This is a genomic window from Saccharomonospora xinjiangensis XJ-54 (assembly GCF_000258175.1).
GTDB classification, from domain to species: domain Bacteria; phylum Actinomycetota; class Actinomycetes; order Mycobacteriales; family Pseudonocardiaceae; genus Saccharomonospora; species Saccharomonospora xinjiangensis.
Map to the genome: position 1 here is coordinate 3,978,861 of NZ_JH636049.1, position 12,744 is coordinate 3,991,604.

The 12,744-nt window shown below is 68.3% G+C and carries 14 protein-coding genes; 11 read left to right on the plus strand and 3 right to left on the minus strand.

Annotation, left to right across the window (positions count from 1 at the left end):
* Nucleotides 1–13: 13 nt before the first annotated feature.
* The 7 genes from SACXIDRAFT_RS18035 (at nucleotide 14) to SACXIDRAFT_RS18065 (ending at nucleotide 6,407) form a co-directional block, all read left to right on the plus strand.
* On the plus strand, nucleotides 14–550 hold the full coding sequence (locus SACXIDRAFT_RS18035; protein WP_232285328.1) for a DUF3558 family protein: 537 nt from the start codon (nucleotides 14–16) through the stop codon (nucleotides 548–550).
* A complete protein-coding gene (locus SACXIDRAFT_RS18040) occupies nucleotides 547–1,164 on the plus strand; it encodes a PPE domain-containing protein (RefSeq protein ID WP_006240073.1) in 618 nt (205 codons plus the stop codon). The genes SACXIDRAFT_RS18035 and SACXIDRAFT_RS18040 overlap by 4 nt, the downstream gene beginning before the upstream one ends.
* Nucleotides 1,161–1,922, plus strand: a complete 762-nt coding sequence (locus SACXIDRAFT_RS18045) for an ESX secretion-associated protein EspG (protein ID WP_006240074.1) — start codon at nucleotides 1,161–1,163, stop codon at nucleotides 1,920–1,922. Before SACXIDRAFT_RS18040 ends, SACXIDRAFT_RS18045 begins: the two co-directional genes overlap by 4 nt.
* A gap of 379 nt (nucleotides 1,923–2,301) precedes the next feature.
* Complete coding sequence (gene mraZ / locus SACXIDRAFT_RS18050) at nucleotides 2,302–2,733, plus strand: division/cell wall cluster transcriptional repressor MraZ (RefSeq protein ID WP_006240075.1); 432 nt, start codon at nucleotides 2,302–2,304, stop codon at nucleotides 2,731–2,733.
* A gap of 127 nt (nucleotides 2,734–2,860) precedes the next feature.
* Nucleotides 2,861–3,874, plus strand: a complete 1,014-nt coding sequence (gene rsmH, locus SACXIDRAFT_RS18055) for a 16S rRNA (cytosine(1402)-N(4))-methyltransferase RsmH (protein ID WP_006240076.1) — start codon at nucleotides 2,861–2,863, stop codon at nucleotides 3,872–3,874.
* Nucleotides 3,871–4,461: a cell division protein FtsL gene (gene ftsL, locus SACXIDRAFT_RS23885; protein WP_006240077.1), complete on the plus strand. Its 591-nt coding sequence runs from the start codon at nucleotides 3,871–3,873 to the stop codon at nucleotides 4,459–4,461. The genes rsmH and ftsL overlap by 4 nt, the downstream gene beginning before the upstream one ends.
* Nucleotides 4,462–4,493: 32 nt before the next feature.
* Nucleotides 4,494–6,407, plus strand: coding sequence for a peptidoglycan D,D-transpeptidase FtsI family protein (locus tag SACXIDRAFT_RS18065; protein WP_006240078.1), 1,914 nt, complete (start codon nucleotides 4,494–4,496; stop codon nucleotides 6,405–6,407).
* A gap of 30 nt (nucleotides 6,408–6,437) precedes the next feature.
* Here SACXIDRAFT_RS18065 and SACXIDRAFT_RS18070 read toward each other — a convergent pair whose 3' ends face one another.
* Both SACXIDRAFT_RS18070 and SACXIDRAFT_RS18075 read right to left on the minus strand, forming a co-directional pair.
* Nucleotides 6,438–7,286 carry an ABC transporter permease gene (locus SACXIDRAFT_RS18070; protein ID WP_006240079.1) on the minus strand — a complete coding sequence of 283 codons (849 nt, stop codon included), beginning with the start codon at nucleotides 7,284–7,286 and terminating at the stop codon, nucleotides 6,438–6,440.
* Nucleotides 7,283–8,263 (minus strand): daunorubicin resistance protein DrrA family ABC transporter ATP-binding protein, encoded by a 981-nt coding sequence (locus SACXIDRAFT_RS18075; RefSeq protein WP_006240080.1) that lies wholly within the window; start codon nucleotides 8,261–8,263, stop codon nucleotides 7,283–7,285. Before SACXIDRAFT_RS18075 ends, SACXIDRAFT_RS18070 begins: the two co-directional genes overlap by 4 nt.
* A 98-nt stretch (nucleotides 8,264–8,361) precedes the next feature.
* Between SACXIDRAFT_RS18075 and SACXIDRAFT_RS18080 the strand changes: the two genes are divergently transcribed.
* Nucleotides 8,362–9,108: a TetR/AcrR family transcriptional regulator C-terminal domain-containing protein gene (locus SACXIDRAFT_RS18080; protein ID WP_006240081.1), complete on the plus strand. Its 747-nt coding sequence runs from the start codon at nucleotides 8,362–8,364 to the stop codon at nucleotides 9,106–9,108.
* 41 nt (nucleotides 9,109–9,149) lie between these two features.
* On the opposite strand, the gene SACXIDRAFT_RS18085 is transcribed toward SACXIDRAFT_RS18080, so the two are convergent.
* Nucleotides 9,150–10,946: an AMP-dependent synthetase/ligase gene (locus SACXIDRAFT_RS18085; RefSeq protein WP_006240082.1), complete on the minus strand. Its 1,797-nt coding sequence runs from the start codon at nucleotides 10,944–10,946 to the stop codon at nucleotides 9,150–9,152.
* Nucleotides 10,947–11,056: 110 nt separating this feature from the next.
* On the opposite strand from SACXIDRAFT_RS18085, the gene SACXIDRAFT_RS18090 reads away from it, so the two are divergent.
* From SACXIDRAFT_RS18090 to SACXIDRAFT_RS18100, 3 genes are read left to right on the plus strand one after another with little or no spacing between them, the layout of a single operon-like run.
* Nucleotides 11,057–11,467 carry a hypothetical protein gene (locus SACXIDRAFT_RS18090; protein ID WP_040922766.1) on the plus strand — a complete coding sequence of 137 codons (411 nt, stop codon included), beginning with the start codon at nucleotides 11,057–11,059 and terminating at the stop codon, nucleotides 11,465–11,467.
* Nucleotides 11,468–11,477: 10 nt separating this feature from the next.
* Nucleotides 11,478–12,266 carry a metallophosphoesterase family protein gene (locus tag SACXIDRAFT_RS18095; RefSeq protein ID WP_040922767.1) on the plus strand — a complete coding sequence of 263 codons (789 nt, stop codon included), beginning with the start codon at nucleotides 11,478–11,480 and terminating at the stop codon, nucleotides 12,264–12,266.
* 33 nt (nucleotides 12,267–12,299) lie between these two features.
* Nucleotides 12,300–12,743, plus strand: coding sequence for an SRPBCC family protein (locus SACXIDRAFT_RS18100; protein ID WP_006240085.1), 444 nt, complete (start codon nucleotides 12,300–12,302; stop codon nucleotides 12,741–12,743).
* The last annotated feature ends 1 nt before the right edge of the window (nucleotide 12,744 follow it).

A 12,744-nucleotide genomic window follows, 5' to 3' on the forward strand; every position in this document is an offset into this window, starting at 1 on the left:
CGGGACGTCGCTCGTGACCGTGTTGACCGTGTTGACTGCGTTGATCGCGGGCTGCGACACGCTCGACAGCGGTCTCGGGATGTCGGTGAACGCGGGCGGAACAGGGCCCGCGCGGTCGGTCCCCGGTGCTTCCACCGGGGCGACCGGGGGAGGGATCGATGTGGACCCATGTGCCCTCCTCGGGGCGGGGGATCGGTCGTCGGCAGGGCTTACGTCGCCGGGGGAGCACATCACGGTCGCCGGGTCTCCAGCCTGCGACTACGTGCAACCGGGGTCGTTCGGGCTCACGGTGACCGTGGACAGCCGCACGGACCTGGAAGAGGTGCGGGACCGCGCGCCGGGAGCCGAGGCCGTGCGAGTGGGTTCCGCGCACGCGCTGCTCGTCGCCGACCGTGACGCCGACGACGGCGTGTGCTCGGTGTCGGTGTCCGTGGGTAGCGGGGACGGCACCGTCCACATCGACGTGACCAACGCCGACTTCCACGACACGACATTGGCCTGTACCCGCGCCACCACAGTGGCCGAGTTGATCGAGCCGGAGCTGACATGACCGAGAGACCAGCCGCTGACCGCCGCTACGAGTCGTACAGCCACGAGCAGATGTACACCGAGGTCGGCCACGGCAACGATCCGGCGGAAGCGGGAGAAATCAGTCGCGAGTGGACCGAACTCGCGCGGGGGTTGCGGGAGGCCGGGGACACCCTCGCGGAGCTGTCGGGGCGAAGCGAGAGCGCATGGCAGGGTGGTGCGGCGGAGGCACTGCGAGCAATGGTGCGCGATGCGGCCGAGTGGTCGCAGCGGGCGGCCGAGACGTCGGAGACCGTTGGCAACGCCGTGGCGGGGCAGGCGGAGGCGGCGGCGAGGGCGAGGGCGGAGATGCCGGAACCGGTGCCCTACGACCCCGCTGAGATGATCCGCCAGGTCGTCACCAGCGGTGATGTGTGGCAGCTCGTGGGACTCTCCGATGCGATGGCGGCTCGCAGGGACGAGGCCGAGCAGGCCAGGCAACGCGCGGTGGACGTGATGTACGCGCGCGACACCGCGCTCGGTGAGGCTGTTCCCGGAACGCGGTTCCCCGGGCCGCCGTCGTTGACCGGTCCCGGGCGGGACGCGGGCGGCGGCGATGGTCCCGCCTCGATGACCGGAAGGGCGGGGCCGGTGTGATCAGGGTGTCGGCGTCCGCGTTCGACGTCCTGTGGTCCGATCTTGGCCACACGCATTCCCCCCGGCCGTTGGCAGTGCACAGCGTGGGGCGGACAGGACAGGAGCGCGCCGGAATCCGCGCCGAGGTGTACGCCAACCTCGCCGAACGGGGTCTCGTGCGGGGTGGGGACGTCGATCCGGAGCTGTGCCGTCGCCTCGACGTGCTCGCCGGGGCGACACTCACCGTGGAATGCGAGGCACTGCTCGATCTCGCCGATGCCGAGCCGCTGCGGGCCGTCGCGGCGGCAGCGGGCGAGCGTGGCGTGCTCGCCGTTCAACCTCGCCGCACGATCGCCCTCACGGCCATCCGCGGTGCTGAGGTGTTCGGCGCGGCGGTGAGTGTCCTGCCGGACTTCGCCGCGGGCCCCGGCATGGGGGTGAGCCTGCCGTCCTCGGCGCTCGCCACGGTCGCCGACGCCGCGGTGGAACATTCGCAGACCCGCCGTGCCAGGGTGTTCGAGCAGCAGTCGAGGGAGGTGCTCGCCGTTCAGTCCCGCCCTGTGCTCGCAGCCGGTCAGTTGTCCGTTCGCCTGCGGTGCGAGGCGAGGTTGCGGCGCGTCGGTGGTGTCAGCTGGTTCGTCACGGACGAAGGCGGCTACCTCGGCACCGTCGCGGAGGGCAGGGCGAGCGAGCCGTGGCTGAGTCTCGTGCCTGCCGATCCGGCACGGATCGCCGGGCGGCTGGCTGACCTCGTCGAGGAAGCAGGTTCCTGCGCCTGAGTCGCGGCCTGCCGCTCTCGCTCGCAGCCTGCCGTGCGGGCCCCGGGCAAGCGGGTCCGCGCGGGTTCACGGTGCGGACGAAACCCGTTCCCCACACCGCCCCACCATCCCGCCGCGAACGCGTGCCCGCCGGTCTCGTGACGTCGAGGCGTACCGATCCGGTGTCACTCGGCGTGGCGATGCCCCCGGAGGGCCCCACCGCTGTCCGGTGTCTCTGACCTGCGAAAACGCAGACGATCATCGGCTGGTCGCCGCGTTTTGCCGTTGACTGTGGTGCAAAGTGGGGTACGGTGGTGGCCAGTGGGGCGGAAGGGATGCTCCGTGGCCGATCTCGACGGACCCCGGGTCCTGGCGCTGGTCGGTAGGGAGGTGGAGGCCGGTGTTCCTCGGCACCCACACTCCGAAGCTGGACGACAAGGGGCGGCTCACGCTGCCTGCGAAGTTCCGCGACGCGCTGGCAGGTGGGCTGATGATCACCAAGGGACAGGATCACTGCCTCTATGTCTTCCCGCGTGCCGAGTTCGAGCAGCTTGCCCGCAAGGTCGCGGAGGCTCCGTTCACCAACGAGTCGGTGCGGGCCTACCAGCGGTACCTCTTCGCGGGAACTGACGAGCAACGTCCTGACGGTCAGGGTCGTATCGCCATCGCTCCCGAACTCCGTCGTTACGCGGGACTGACCAAGCAGTGCGTGGTCATCGGCGCGATCACGCGGCTGGAGATCTGGGACGCCGGAGCCTGGGACACCTACCTGGAGGAGCACGAGGACAGTTACGCGAAGGCGCAGGAGGAGATCCTGCCCGGCATGTTCTGACCGGATGGCGTGAGGCTGCGGCCCTGGTGCAACTTCCCCGGTATCAGGTCCGCAACCTGACGGCATCCGGTTCGTCTTTTCTGTGGGACGGAGGCGTCCGAAGACAACCGACGACGAGAGGGGTGTCGTGAGCGACAGCGGCGAATCCGGCAGACCCGCCGGGTCCGGCGAACCCGAAGGCACCGTGCCGGACGCCACGCACCTTCCTGTGCTGGTTGACCGGGTGCTGGAACTGTTCGAGCCCGCGGTGGCAGGGCGTGATGCCGTCCTGATCGACGCCACGCTCGGGCTCGGAGGTCACACCGACGCGCTGCTCACGGCGTTTCCCCGGCTCAGGGTGATCGGTCTTGACCGCGATCCCGGTGCGTTGGAGCGTTCGCGGCAGCGACTCGCTGGCTACGGCGATCGGGTCCGCTTCGTGCACACCGTGTACCACCGCATTCCGGAAGTCCTCGCAGACGCCGGGTTGGACTCGGTTGAGGGTGTGCTCATGGATCTCGGGGTCTCGTCCATGCAGCTCGATCTCGACGAGCGTGGTTTCGCGTACGCGCGCGACGCTCCACTGGACATGCGGATGGACCCGACCACAGGGCCGACGGCGGCCGATGTGCTCAACACGTACTCGCTCGACGACCTGACCCGGATTCTGCGTGACTACGGCGAGGAGAAGTTTGCCCGTCGCATCGCGAAGACCGTGGTGGCTCAGCGGCAACGAAGCCCGTTCGAGACCAGTGAGGCGCTCGTGCGGTTGCTGTACGACGCGGTTCCCGCGCCGAGCCGCCGCACCGGAGGACACCCGGCCAAACGCACGTTCCAGGCTTTGCGTATCGAAGTCAACGGCGAGCTCGACATCCTGCGCGAGGCGGTACCCGCCGCGATCGCGGCGCTGGGCGAGGGCGGACGCATCGTCGTGGAGTCGTACCACTCCCTTGAGGACCGCATCGTCAAGCAGGCGCTGGCGACAGCGGCGACGTCGCGCACGCCCGAAGGACTTCCGGTCGAACTTCCCGGCCACGGCCCGCAGCTGCGGTTACTCACGCGGGGAGCCGAGAAGGCGGACGAGGCCGAGATCCGGAGAAATCCGCGTGCGGCCTCGGTCCGGTTGCGTGCGGCCGAGAAGAGAGGAGCAGACGAGACATGACCGTGCCGACACGAAGCCGGGCCGCCTCGCAGCCCCGCTCCTCGGCGCCCACCGAGGCGCCCTCGCCGTCAACCGGCGGCCCTTCCCGGCGCGGAACCGCCCCGAATCCGAACGGCGGGCGAAGTCCCGCTGCCCAGCGGGCGTACGCCCGTCGTGCCGAACGAACCGGCACGGCACGGGGAACGCGAGGCAAGGCGACGGCCGCTCGCCTCGGACTGCAGAACTGGCCCCGCTCGCGAGCGACTTTCGTCATCGTCCTGATGGCACTCATGCTTTGCGGGGTCGCCACATCGCTGTGGCTGTCCACGCAGGCCATCGCCGACTCCTACCGGCTCGATCAGCTGAAGGAGCGCAACGCGCAGCTCGCTGAGCGTGCCGAGCAGCTGCGCAGGGAAGTCGGTCAGTTGCAGTCGCCGTCCTCGCTCGCGGAACGCGCCGAAGCGCTCGGCATGGTTCCAGGGGGTAACCCGGCGCGCCTTGTCGTGAAAGAAGACGGCTCTATCACGGTGGTCGGCGAGCCGGTGGAGGCGGCGAAGCCGCGAACCGCCACCGGGCCGGGCGCGGAGGGCACCGGCGAGGCGCCGTAGGACGCAGGGAACGTGGTGAGGGGAGAGCGGTGATGCAGGGGCAGCGGGGCACGCGGCGAACCGGGTCGGGCGGTGGGCCACACCGGACGTACTCGGTCCGAGCCCGCAGAAGTCGCTCGGCCACCACGGTGCGGGACAACCGCAATCGGTTCGTGGCAGGGCGTATCGTGCTGACGCTGGTACTGGTGGCTGCGGGCCTGAAGCTGGTGCACATCCAGGCCTTCGAGGCATCGGCTCTGTCCGAACGCGCGGAGCGCCAGCGCACGACGATCATCGACATCCCTGCCGAGCGTGGGTCCATCGTGGACCGAAACGGTGCCGAACTGGCCTTCAGCGTCGAGACCCGCAAGCTGTGGGTGAACCTGCGGCAGATGCGAAAGGACTGGGCCGAGTACGCGCGCGAGCATCCGGGGTCGGGCAAGGACTTCGAGACGCGAGCCGCCGAGATCGCCGATCACATCGCCCGGCAGGTGCCGCATCTCGTCACCGAACAGGACCTCCTCGACGACTTCCACAAGGACGGCAGTTTCACCTACCTCGTTGACGACGTCGAGCCCTCGGTGGCCGAGAAGATCAGCAAGCGATTTCCGGAGATCGGGTACGAGAAGCGCGCCAAGCGGGTGTATCCCGGCGAGGAGGTCGCCGCGAACATCGTGGGGTACGCCAACTGGCGCACGGACAGCCCCGAGGTGTCGGAGCACAACCTGCACGGCCTTTCCGGGCTCGAGTCCTACCGCGACGCCGACCTCGTCGGCACGCCGGGAAGGCAGATCGTCGATACCGCGCAGGGTGCCGACGTCGTCATCCCGGGGACAGAGCGGGACATGCAGGCCGCCACACCGGGTTCGGACCTCGAACTCACCATCGACTCCGACGTGCAGTACGAACTCCAGCGCAGCCTCGCCGCCTATGTGGACAAGGTGAAGGCCAAGGGCGGCAGTGCCGTGATCCTCGACGCGCGGACGGCCGAGGTGTACGCGCTGGCCAACCACAAGACGTTCGACCCGAACGAACCACCGTCGTCGCCGGACGCGATGGGCAACCCCGCGGTTTCGACCCCGTTCGAGCCAGGGTCCGTCGCGAAGATCATCACTGCTGTGGCAGCGATCGAGTCGGGCACGGCGACGCCGGAGAGGGAACTCTCCGTGCCCGGCTCCATGCGGGTGGCCGACCACACGGTGCACGACGCCTGGTCCCACGGCACGCAGAACTTCACGGTCACCGGAATCTTCGGGAAGTCGTCCAACGTGGGCACGTTGCTGCTGGCCGACGAGATCGGGCCCGACCGGTTCCTTGCGACGCTGACGAAGTTCGGCGCGGGCCGGCGCACAGGCATCGGGCTGCCGGGGGAGAGTCCAGGCTACGTGCCGCCGCGCGAGAAGTGGTCGGGCACGACGTACGGCAACCTCCCGATCGGTCAAGGGTTGTCGATGACGGTGGTGCAGATGACGAGCATGTACCAGGCCATCGCCAACGGAGGGGTGCGCGTCGAACCCCGAGTCGTGAAGGCGAAGGTCACGCCGGACGGACGAAGGATCCCCGAGCCCGCACCGGACAGCGTCAGGGTGACGGATCCGAAGACGGCCGACACGGTGAAGAATATGCTGCGTTCGACGATGCAAGGTGGTGAGTACGCCTACAGCGGCACCGCACCGGAAGCCGCGCTGGAGGGGTACCAGATCTCGGGCAAGACGGGTACAGGGCAGCAGGTCGATCCTCGCACCGGTGGGTACAGCGACCGGCTGCACAACATCACGTTCGCAGGCATCCTCCCCGCAGAGGAGCCGAGGTTCGTGGTCGGGATCTGGCTGGACGCTCCCGACACGACGATTCCCGGCGGGAGTTCGGCAGGCGCGTTGTTCTCCGAGATCGCGTCGTACCTCGCGCAGCGATACAACATCCCGGTCTCCGGCGATCCGGGCCAGAGGGTGAGGCTGGTGCGGTGATGCGGCTGCCGCCTCACCCTCCGGCGCCGGTCACAGCCCGGCGTTGCGGAACCGCCGGATCGAGAGCGGAACGAAGATCACGAGCAGCAGCACGCACCAGCCCACCGTCGCGACGACGGGATGCCGCAGCGGCCATACCGCGTCCTCGGCCAGCGGCAGTCCCGGATTGCCGAACAGTTCCCGGCAGGCCGCTGTGGCTGCGCTGACGGGATTCCAGTCGGCGATCACCTGAAGCACGGACGGCATACCGTCGGTGGGAACGAAGACGTTGGAGATCATGGTGATCGGCATGATGAGTGGTCCGATGCGGGCCGCGGTCTCCTCGTTTTTCGCGAGCGCACCCAGATAGACGCCGAGCCAGCACACGGAGTAGTGCAGGAGCAGTACGACACCGAATCCGGCGAGGGTCGCACCGAGGCCGTTGTGTGCTCGCCAGCCGAAGAGCAGGCCGCAGAGAGCCATGACGGCCAGCCCGCCCGCGCCGGTCACGAGGTCGGCGGCCGTCTGTCCGAACGGGACGGCGGAACGGGCCATGGGCATGGAGCGGAAGCGGTCCATGACGCCGAGGCCATTGTCCTTGGCGATGACCGTCAGCGAACCCATCACCGCGAACACCGAAGTCATGACGAACAATCCCGGCATGAGGTACTCGCGGTAGTTGCCACCGCCGGGAATGGGGATGGCGCTTCCGAAGACGTAGCCGAACAGCACCACCGAGACGATCGGGAACGCGAACGTGGCGACGATCTGGCCGGGCTGGTGTTTCAGCTTGAGCAGGTTGCGCGCGAGGATCGTCATGCCGTCGGAGAGACCGGCACGCAGGGAGTTCCCGGCCTGCGTGGGCGCGCCGGACGCGGGATTCGTGGTCGTGGTCGTCACCGGTTCGCCTCCTGGTGCTCGGTGCCAGGCTTCCCCGTCAGGGTCAAGAAGACCTCGTCCAGCGTGGGTTTGCGGATTCCGACGTCCACGGCTTTCACCCCGGCCTGGTCGAGGTGCCTGACCACGTCGGGAAGGGTGACGTCGTCGGTGGCGACGGGAACCGATACGAGGGTGAGTTCGGTGTCGATGTCGGGCGGGGCCGGTGAGCCGGTGAGCGTGGTGAGCACGTCGGCCGCGTGTGCCAGCTCGGCGGCATCGGCCACGACCACGTCGAGGCGGCCACCGATGCGTGCCTTGAGCTCGCGCGGGGTGCCGGACGCGATCACCTTGCCGTGGTCGATGACCGCGATGTTGGCGGCGAGCTGGTCGGCTTCGTCGAGGTACTGCGTGGTCAGCACCACGGTGGTGCCCTCGGCGACCAGCTCCCGCACCGTCGCCCAGATCTCGTTGCGGCTGCGCGGGTCCAAGCCCGTGGTCGGTTCGTCGAGGAACAACACCGACGGCGAGACGATCAGGCTGGAGATGAGATCGAGGCGCCTGCGCATCCCGCCCGAGTAGGTGCGGACGAGACGATCACCGGCGTGGGCGAGGTCGAACCGTTCGAGCAACTCGTCGGCGCGTGCCTTGGCGCGGGCCGACCCGAGCCGGAAGAGCCTGCCGAAGATGCGCAGGTTCTCGCGTCCGGTGAGCTGCTCGTCGAGTGCCGCGTGCTGCCCCGCCAACCCGATCCTGGCACGAACGGCGGCCGGTTCGCGCACGACGTCGTGACCCGCCACCATGACCGACCCGCTGTCCGGCCGGGTGAGCGTGGTGAGTACGCGGACGGTGGTGCTCTTGCCCGCGCCGTTGGGGCCGAGAAGTCCGTAGACGGTGCCTTGGGGCACGCTCAGGTCCAGCCCGGCCAGAGCCTGGGTGTCCCCGAATCTCTTGTGCACGCCCTCGGCGACGACGATGGCGTCGCCGGTTGCTGCTGACATGGAAATCCCCCTGAACTGGGTGCGTTGTACGCAGTTAAACTAGCCAACCGAGTACGGTGTACGCAACACGGTTTTCGCGAGAGGTGATCTGACGAGCCATGGAAACGAACGACGAGTCCGTCCTGCGATCCCGGCTCCGGTTGTGGACGACTCCTCCGAAACCGGCACGAGGGCCCGCTCCGTCCTACACCAGGGAGCAGATCGCGGACGCGGCCATCGCGATCGCCGACAATGACGGGCTCGACGCGGTCACCATGCGCAGGGTCGCCACCGAATTGGGCACCGGCGCCATGAGTCTCTACCGCTACGTGGAGAACAAGGACGCGCTCGTGGAACTCGTCGCGGACCGGATGTACGCCCGCCACGAATGGCCCGAACCCACGGGTGAGTGGCGTCAGGACCTGTGGGCCTTCGCTCACGCCCAGCGGCGGGCGTTACTCGCCCATCCGTGGCTGCTGCGGGTGTGGGGGATCGGGCCGACCATGGGGCCGAACGTGCTCCGGCACTTCGAGCGGTCGCTGTCGTTGGTGGACGGTCTCGGGCTCGACATCGACGAGATGGTGGAGACCGTGATGTTGATCAGCACCTGGACCAGCGGCTTCGTCCGCCAGGAGTTCGACCTCGTGGAATTCCTCCGCTCGGAACCGGAGGAGGTACTCGAACGCGAACTCGGCGCGTATGTGAAGCGGATCGCCGACAGCGGCGAGTATCCCTACTTCGCTCGGTTCGTGTACGAGGCGCTGACTCCGCGGATCGACGCGGAGACGCGGTTCGGCAGAGCCCTCGACCGGATCCTCGCCGGTATCGAGGCCACCCTGCCGCAACAGGGGGAGGCGGGGGAGTGAGCGACCGGCCGGGGACACAAGGCCCGCGGCCGGTCGGATTCCTACTTCGCGTACAGCTGCTCGATCGCGTTGGCGTAGTTCTTGCTCACCACGTTGCGCTTGAGCTTCAGGCTCGGGGTCACCTCGCCGCCGGCCTCGGTGAAGTCGTTCGGCAGAATGACGAATTTTTTGATCGACTCAGCCTGTGAGACCTGCGTGTTGGCCGCGTCCACCGCCTCCTGGACAGCGGCACGCAGGTCGGCGTCGTCGGCGAGGTCGGCCACCGTCGCACTCTCGGGCTTGTCGTTCTGGGACTTCCAGGTGGGGAAGAACTCCTCGTCGATCGTGACGAGCGCACCGATGAACGGGCGCTGATCGCCCACCACCATGGCCTGACTGATCAGCGGGTTGGCCTTGAGGGTGTCCTCAAGGCCGGACGGGGCGACGTTCTTGCCACCGGCGGTGACGATGATCTCCTTCTTGCGGCCGGTGATCTTCAGGAAGCCCTCGTCGTCGAGTTCGCCGAGGTCGCCGGTGTGGAACCAGCCGTCTTCGAGAGCCTCACGGGTGGCCTCCGGGTTGTTCCAGTACTCGCCGAAGACGACATCACCCTTCAGCAGCACCTCGCCGTCCTCGGCGATGCGCACCGAGGTGCCTGCCACCGGCCTGCCCACGGTGCCGACCTTGAACGCCTCCACGGTGTTCACGTTCGCCGCCGCCGAGGTCTCGGTGAGCCCGTAGCCCTCGAACACCGGGACACCGATGCCTCGGAAGAAGTGCGCGAGACGCGCGCCGAGCGGGGCGCCACCGGACACCGCCGCGATGCACCGGCCACCGAGCGCGGCCCGCAGTTTCGAGTACACGAGTTTGTCGAACACCGCGTGCTTGAGGCGAAGACCGAGTCCGGTCCTGCCCGTGTCCTGCGCCTGGCTGTAGGCGACGGCTGTGGCCTCGGCCGCGTCGAAGATCTTTCCCTTGCCTCCGGAATGAGCCTTCAGCTTGGCGCCGTTGTAGACCTTCTCGAACACGCGAGGCACCGCGACCACGAACGTCGGCCGGAAGGTGCCGAGATCGGCGACGAGTTCCTTGATGTCGGCGGTGTGGCCGAGAGTGACCCGCGAGCTGAACGCGGTCAGCGCGATGGCGCGGGCGAGGATGTGGGCCAGCGGGAGGAACAGCAGCAGCGAGTTGCCCGCCTCCATGAGCCGGGGAAACGCCTTCGTGTCGGCGCGCACCTCGGCGAGGAGGTTGCGGTGCGTCAGCACGACGCCCTTGGGCCTCCCCGTGGTTCCCGACGTGTAGACGATGGTGGCGTTGTCGCTCGACGCCACCGTGCGACGGCGGGTGTGCACCTCATCGTCGGCGATTTCTCCGCCGAGTTCGGTGAGCTGCTCGACGGCAGGCTTGTCACCCTCGATCTGGAAGACGTGGGCCAGTTCGGGAAGGCGGCCGCGTACCGACTCGACCGTCGCGGTGTGCTCGGCGGTCTCGACGACGATGACCTTCGCTCCGGAGTCGGTGAGGATCCAGTGTGCCTGCTCGGCCGACGAGGTCTCGTAGATGGGCACGCTGACGCCGCCCGCAGCCCAGATCGCGAAGTCGATGAGCGTCCACTCGTAGCGCGTCTTCGACATCAGCGCCACCCGGTCGCCCTGACCGATGCCCGCCTTCACGAGACCCTTCGCCACGGAGAGCACCTGCGCGGCGAACTCTCTCGCGGTGACATCCCGCCACGAACCGTCGAGCTGCCGACGGAAACTCACGGTGTCTCCGAACCGCTCGGCGTTGACCCACACGACGTCGGACATGTTCTCGTCGTCGGCGACCGCAGCGATCGCGGGAGCGCTGTACTCGCGCACGTGAACCTCCGTGTTCCGCAGATGTTACTCGGCGGTCAACTTAACTCCTGACGAACGGTTTGGCTATGCCCTCCGACTGTGGTTTCCACACGCCGTGCGATTCTGCAACCGTGGCAGTCAACGAGAACGCGCCCGCTCTGGACATCATCGACGAGACCTTCATCGCGGTGCCCCCGAGCACGATCGCGTCGGCGTTCGCGGACCCACGATCGTGGCCTCTGTACTGGCCCGATCTCGTGCTCGAAGTCTACACCGACCGTGGCGACCAGGGGTTGCGCTGGACGGTGCGCGGAGCACTGGTCGGCACGATGGAGGTGTGGCTGGAACCCGTGTTCGACGGCACGATCCTGCACTACTTCCTGCGGGCCGACCTCGCGGGTGAGCGGCCTTCTCCTTCCAGACTGCGGCGTGAAGCCGACCGGAGGGCCAGAGCCGCGAAGGCCATCGCGCTCAACCTGAAGGACGTCCTTGAGGACGGGAGGGCGCCTGGCGTGGCACCGGCCGTGCACGAAGGGCACTAGTGTGTCGCCCGTGCGGGTACATGTCGTTTCCGACGTGCACGGCAACGCCGAGGCGCTGGCGAGGGCGGGCGAGGGAGCCGATGCGCTGATCGTGCTCGGTGACCTGCTGGACTTCATCGACTATCACGATCACGGCAGTGGGATCTTCGGCCGTCTCTTCGGCGCGGACAACGTCAGTGCCTTCGCCAGGCTGCGCAGGGAGGGAACCCGCTCCGAGATCGGCGCTTTCGTGCGGTCGTTGTGGGCGAGCCTCGACGATCCGGCGGCCGCCGTGGACGAGGCGGTGCGCGAGCAGTACGCCGAGCTCTTCCCCGCGATGACCGCGCCCACCTACGCCATCCCCGGCAACGTTGACGCGCCCGCGCTGTGGCCCGAGTACGCCGCCGAGGGCCTGCACCTCGTGGACGGCCTCGTGACGGAGATCGGGGGGCTGCGGTTCGGGTTCGTCGGCGGCTCCCTCCTGCCGGACGGCGCGGTGCCGACGTCGAACGCGGTCTGGCGGCCCCACCTGCTGTCCAGGGTGGAGTTCGACGACCGGGTCGCGCGGCTGCGCGACATCGACGTGTTGTGCAGCCACATCCCACCCTCGGTTCCGGAGCTGATTTTCGACGTGGTGTCGCGCCGGTTGGAGGCCGGATCGCGGTCGCTGCTCGACCTCGTCAGGTCGGAGCAGCCGAGGTGGTCGCTGTTCGGGCACGTCCACCAGCCACTGTCGAAAGGGGCGAGAGTCGGCCGCACCGAATGCCGCAACGTCGGCCACTTCCAGCGGACGGCCACCCCGTACGTGCTGCGCTGGTGAACCACCTGTCACGGGCCGCTACGCTCTAGCCTCATGGCGGAGCAGTCCACGCAGTCCATCGAGATCGAGGCCGCCCCGGCCGCCATCATGGCGGTCATCGCCGACCTTCCGGCGTATCCGGAGTGGGCGAAAGCCGTGCGCGAGACCGAGGTTCTCGCCACGGACGACGAGGGGAGAGCCGCCGAGGTCCGGTTCACCCTCGACTCGGGTCCGGTCAAGGACGTCTACACCCTGGCCTACGACTGGGCCGACGACGGCCTCTCGGTGAGCTGGCACCTGGTGAAGGGGCAGATGCAGAAGGCCCAGCGGGGTCGCTACCTGCTGGAGCCCGTCGGGTCCGAGCGAACGCGCGTGACCTACACGCTGTCGGTGGAGCTGGCACTGCCCATGATCGGCCTGTTGCGCCGCAAGGCCGAAAAAATGATCATGGACACGGCGCTGCGGGAACTCAAGCGCCGGGTGGAGGGCCGGGGCTGAC

What these genes read in the sequence shown, in the direction of transcription:
- SACXIDRAFT_RS18040 (WP_006240073.1), top strand. Translation starts at nt 547, where the DNA reads ATGACCGAGAGACCAGCCGCTGACCGCCGCTACGAGTCGTACAGCCAC.
- ftsL (WP_006240077.1), top strand. Translation starts at nt 3,871, where the DNA reads ATGACCGTGCCGACACGAAGCCGGGCCGCCTCGCAGCCCCGCTCCTCG.
- SACXIDRAFT_RS18065 (WP_006240078.1), top strand. Translation starts at nt 4,494, where the DNA reads ATGCAGGGGCAGCGGGGCACGCGGCGAACCGGGTCGGGCGGTGGGCCA.
- SACXIDRAFT_RS18075 (WP_006240080.1), bottom strand. Translation starts at nt 8,263, where the DNA reads ATGTCAGCAGCAACCGGCGACGCCATCGTCGTCGCCGAGGGCGTGCAC.
- SACXIDRAFT_RS18080 (WP_006240081.1), top strand. Translation starts at nt 8,362, where the DNA reads ATGGAAACGAACGACGAGTCCGTCCTGCGATCCCGGCTCCGGTTGTGG.
- SACXIDRAFT_RS18100 (WP_006240085.1), top strand. Translation starts at nt 12,300, where the DNA reads ATGGCGGAGCAGTCCACGCAGTCCATCGAGATCGAGGCCGCCCCGGCC.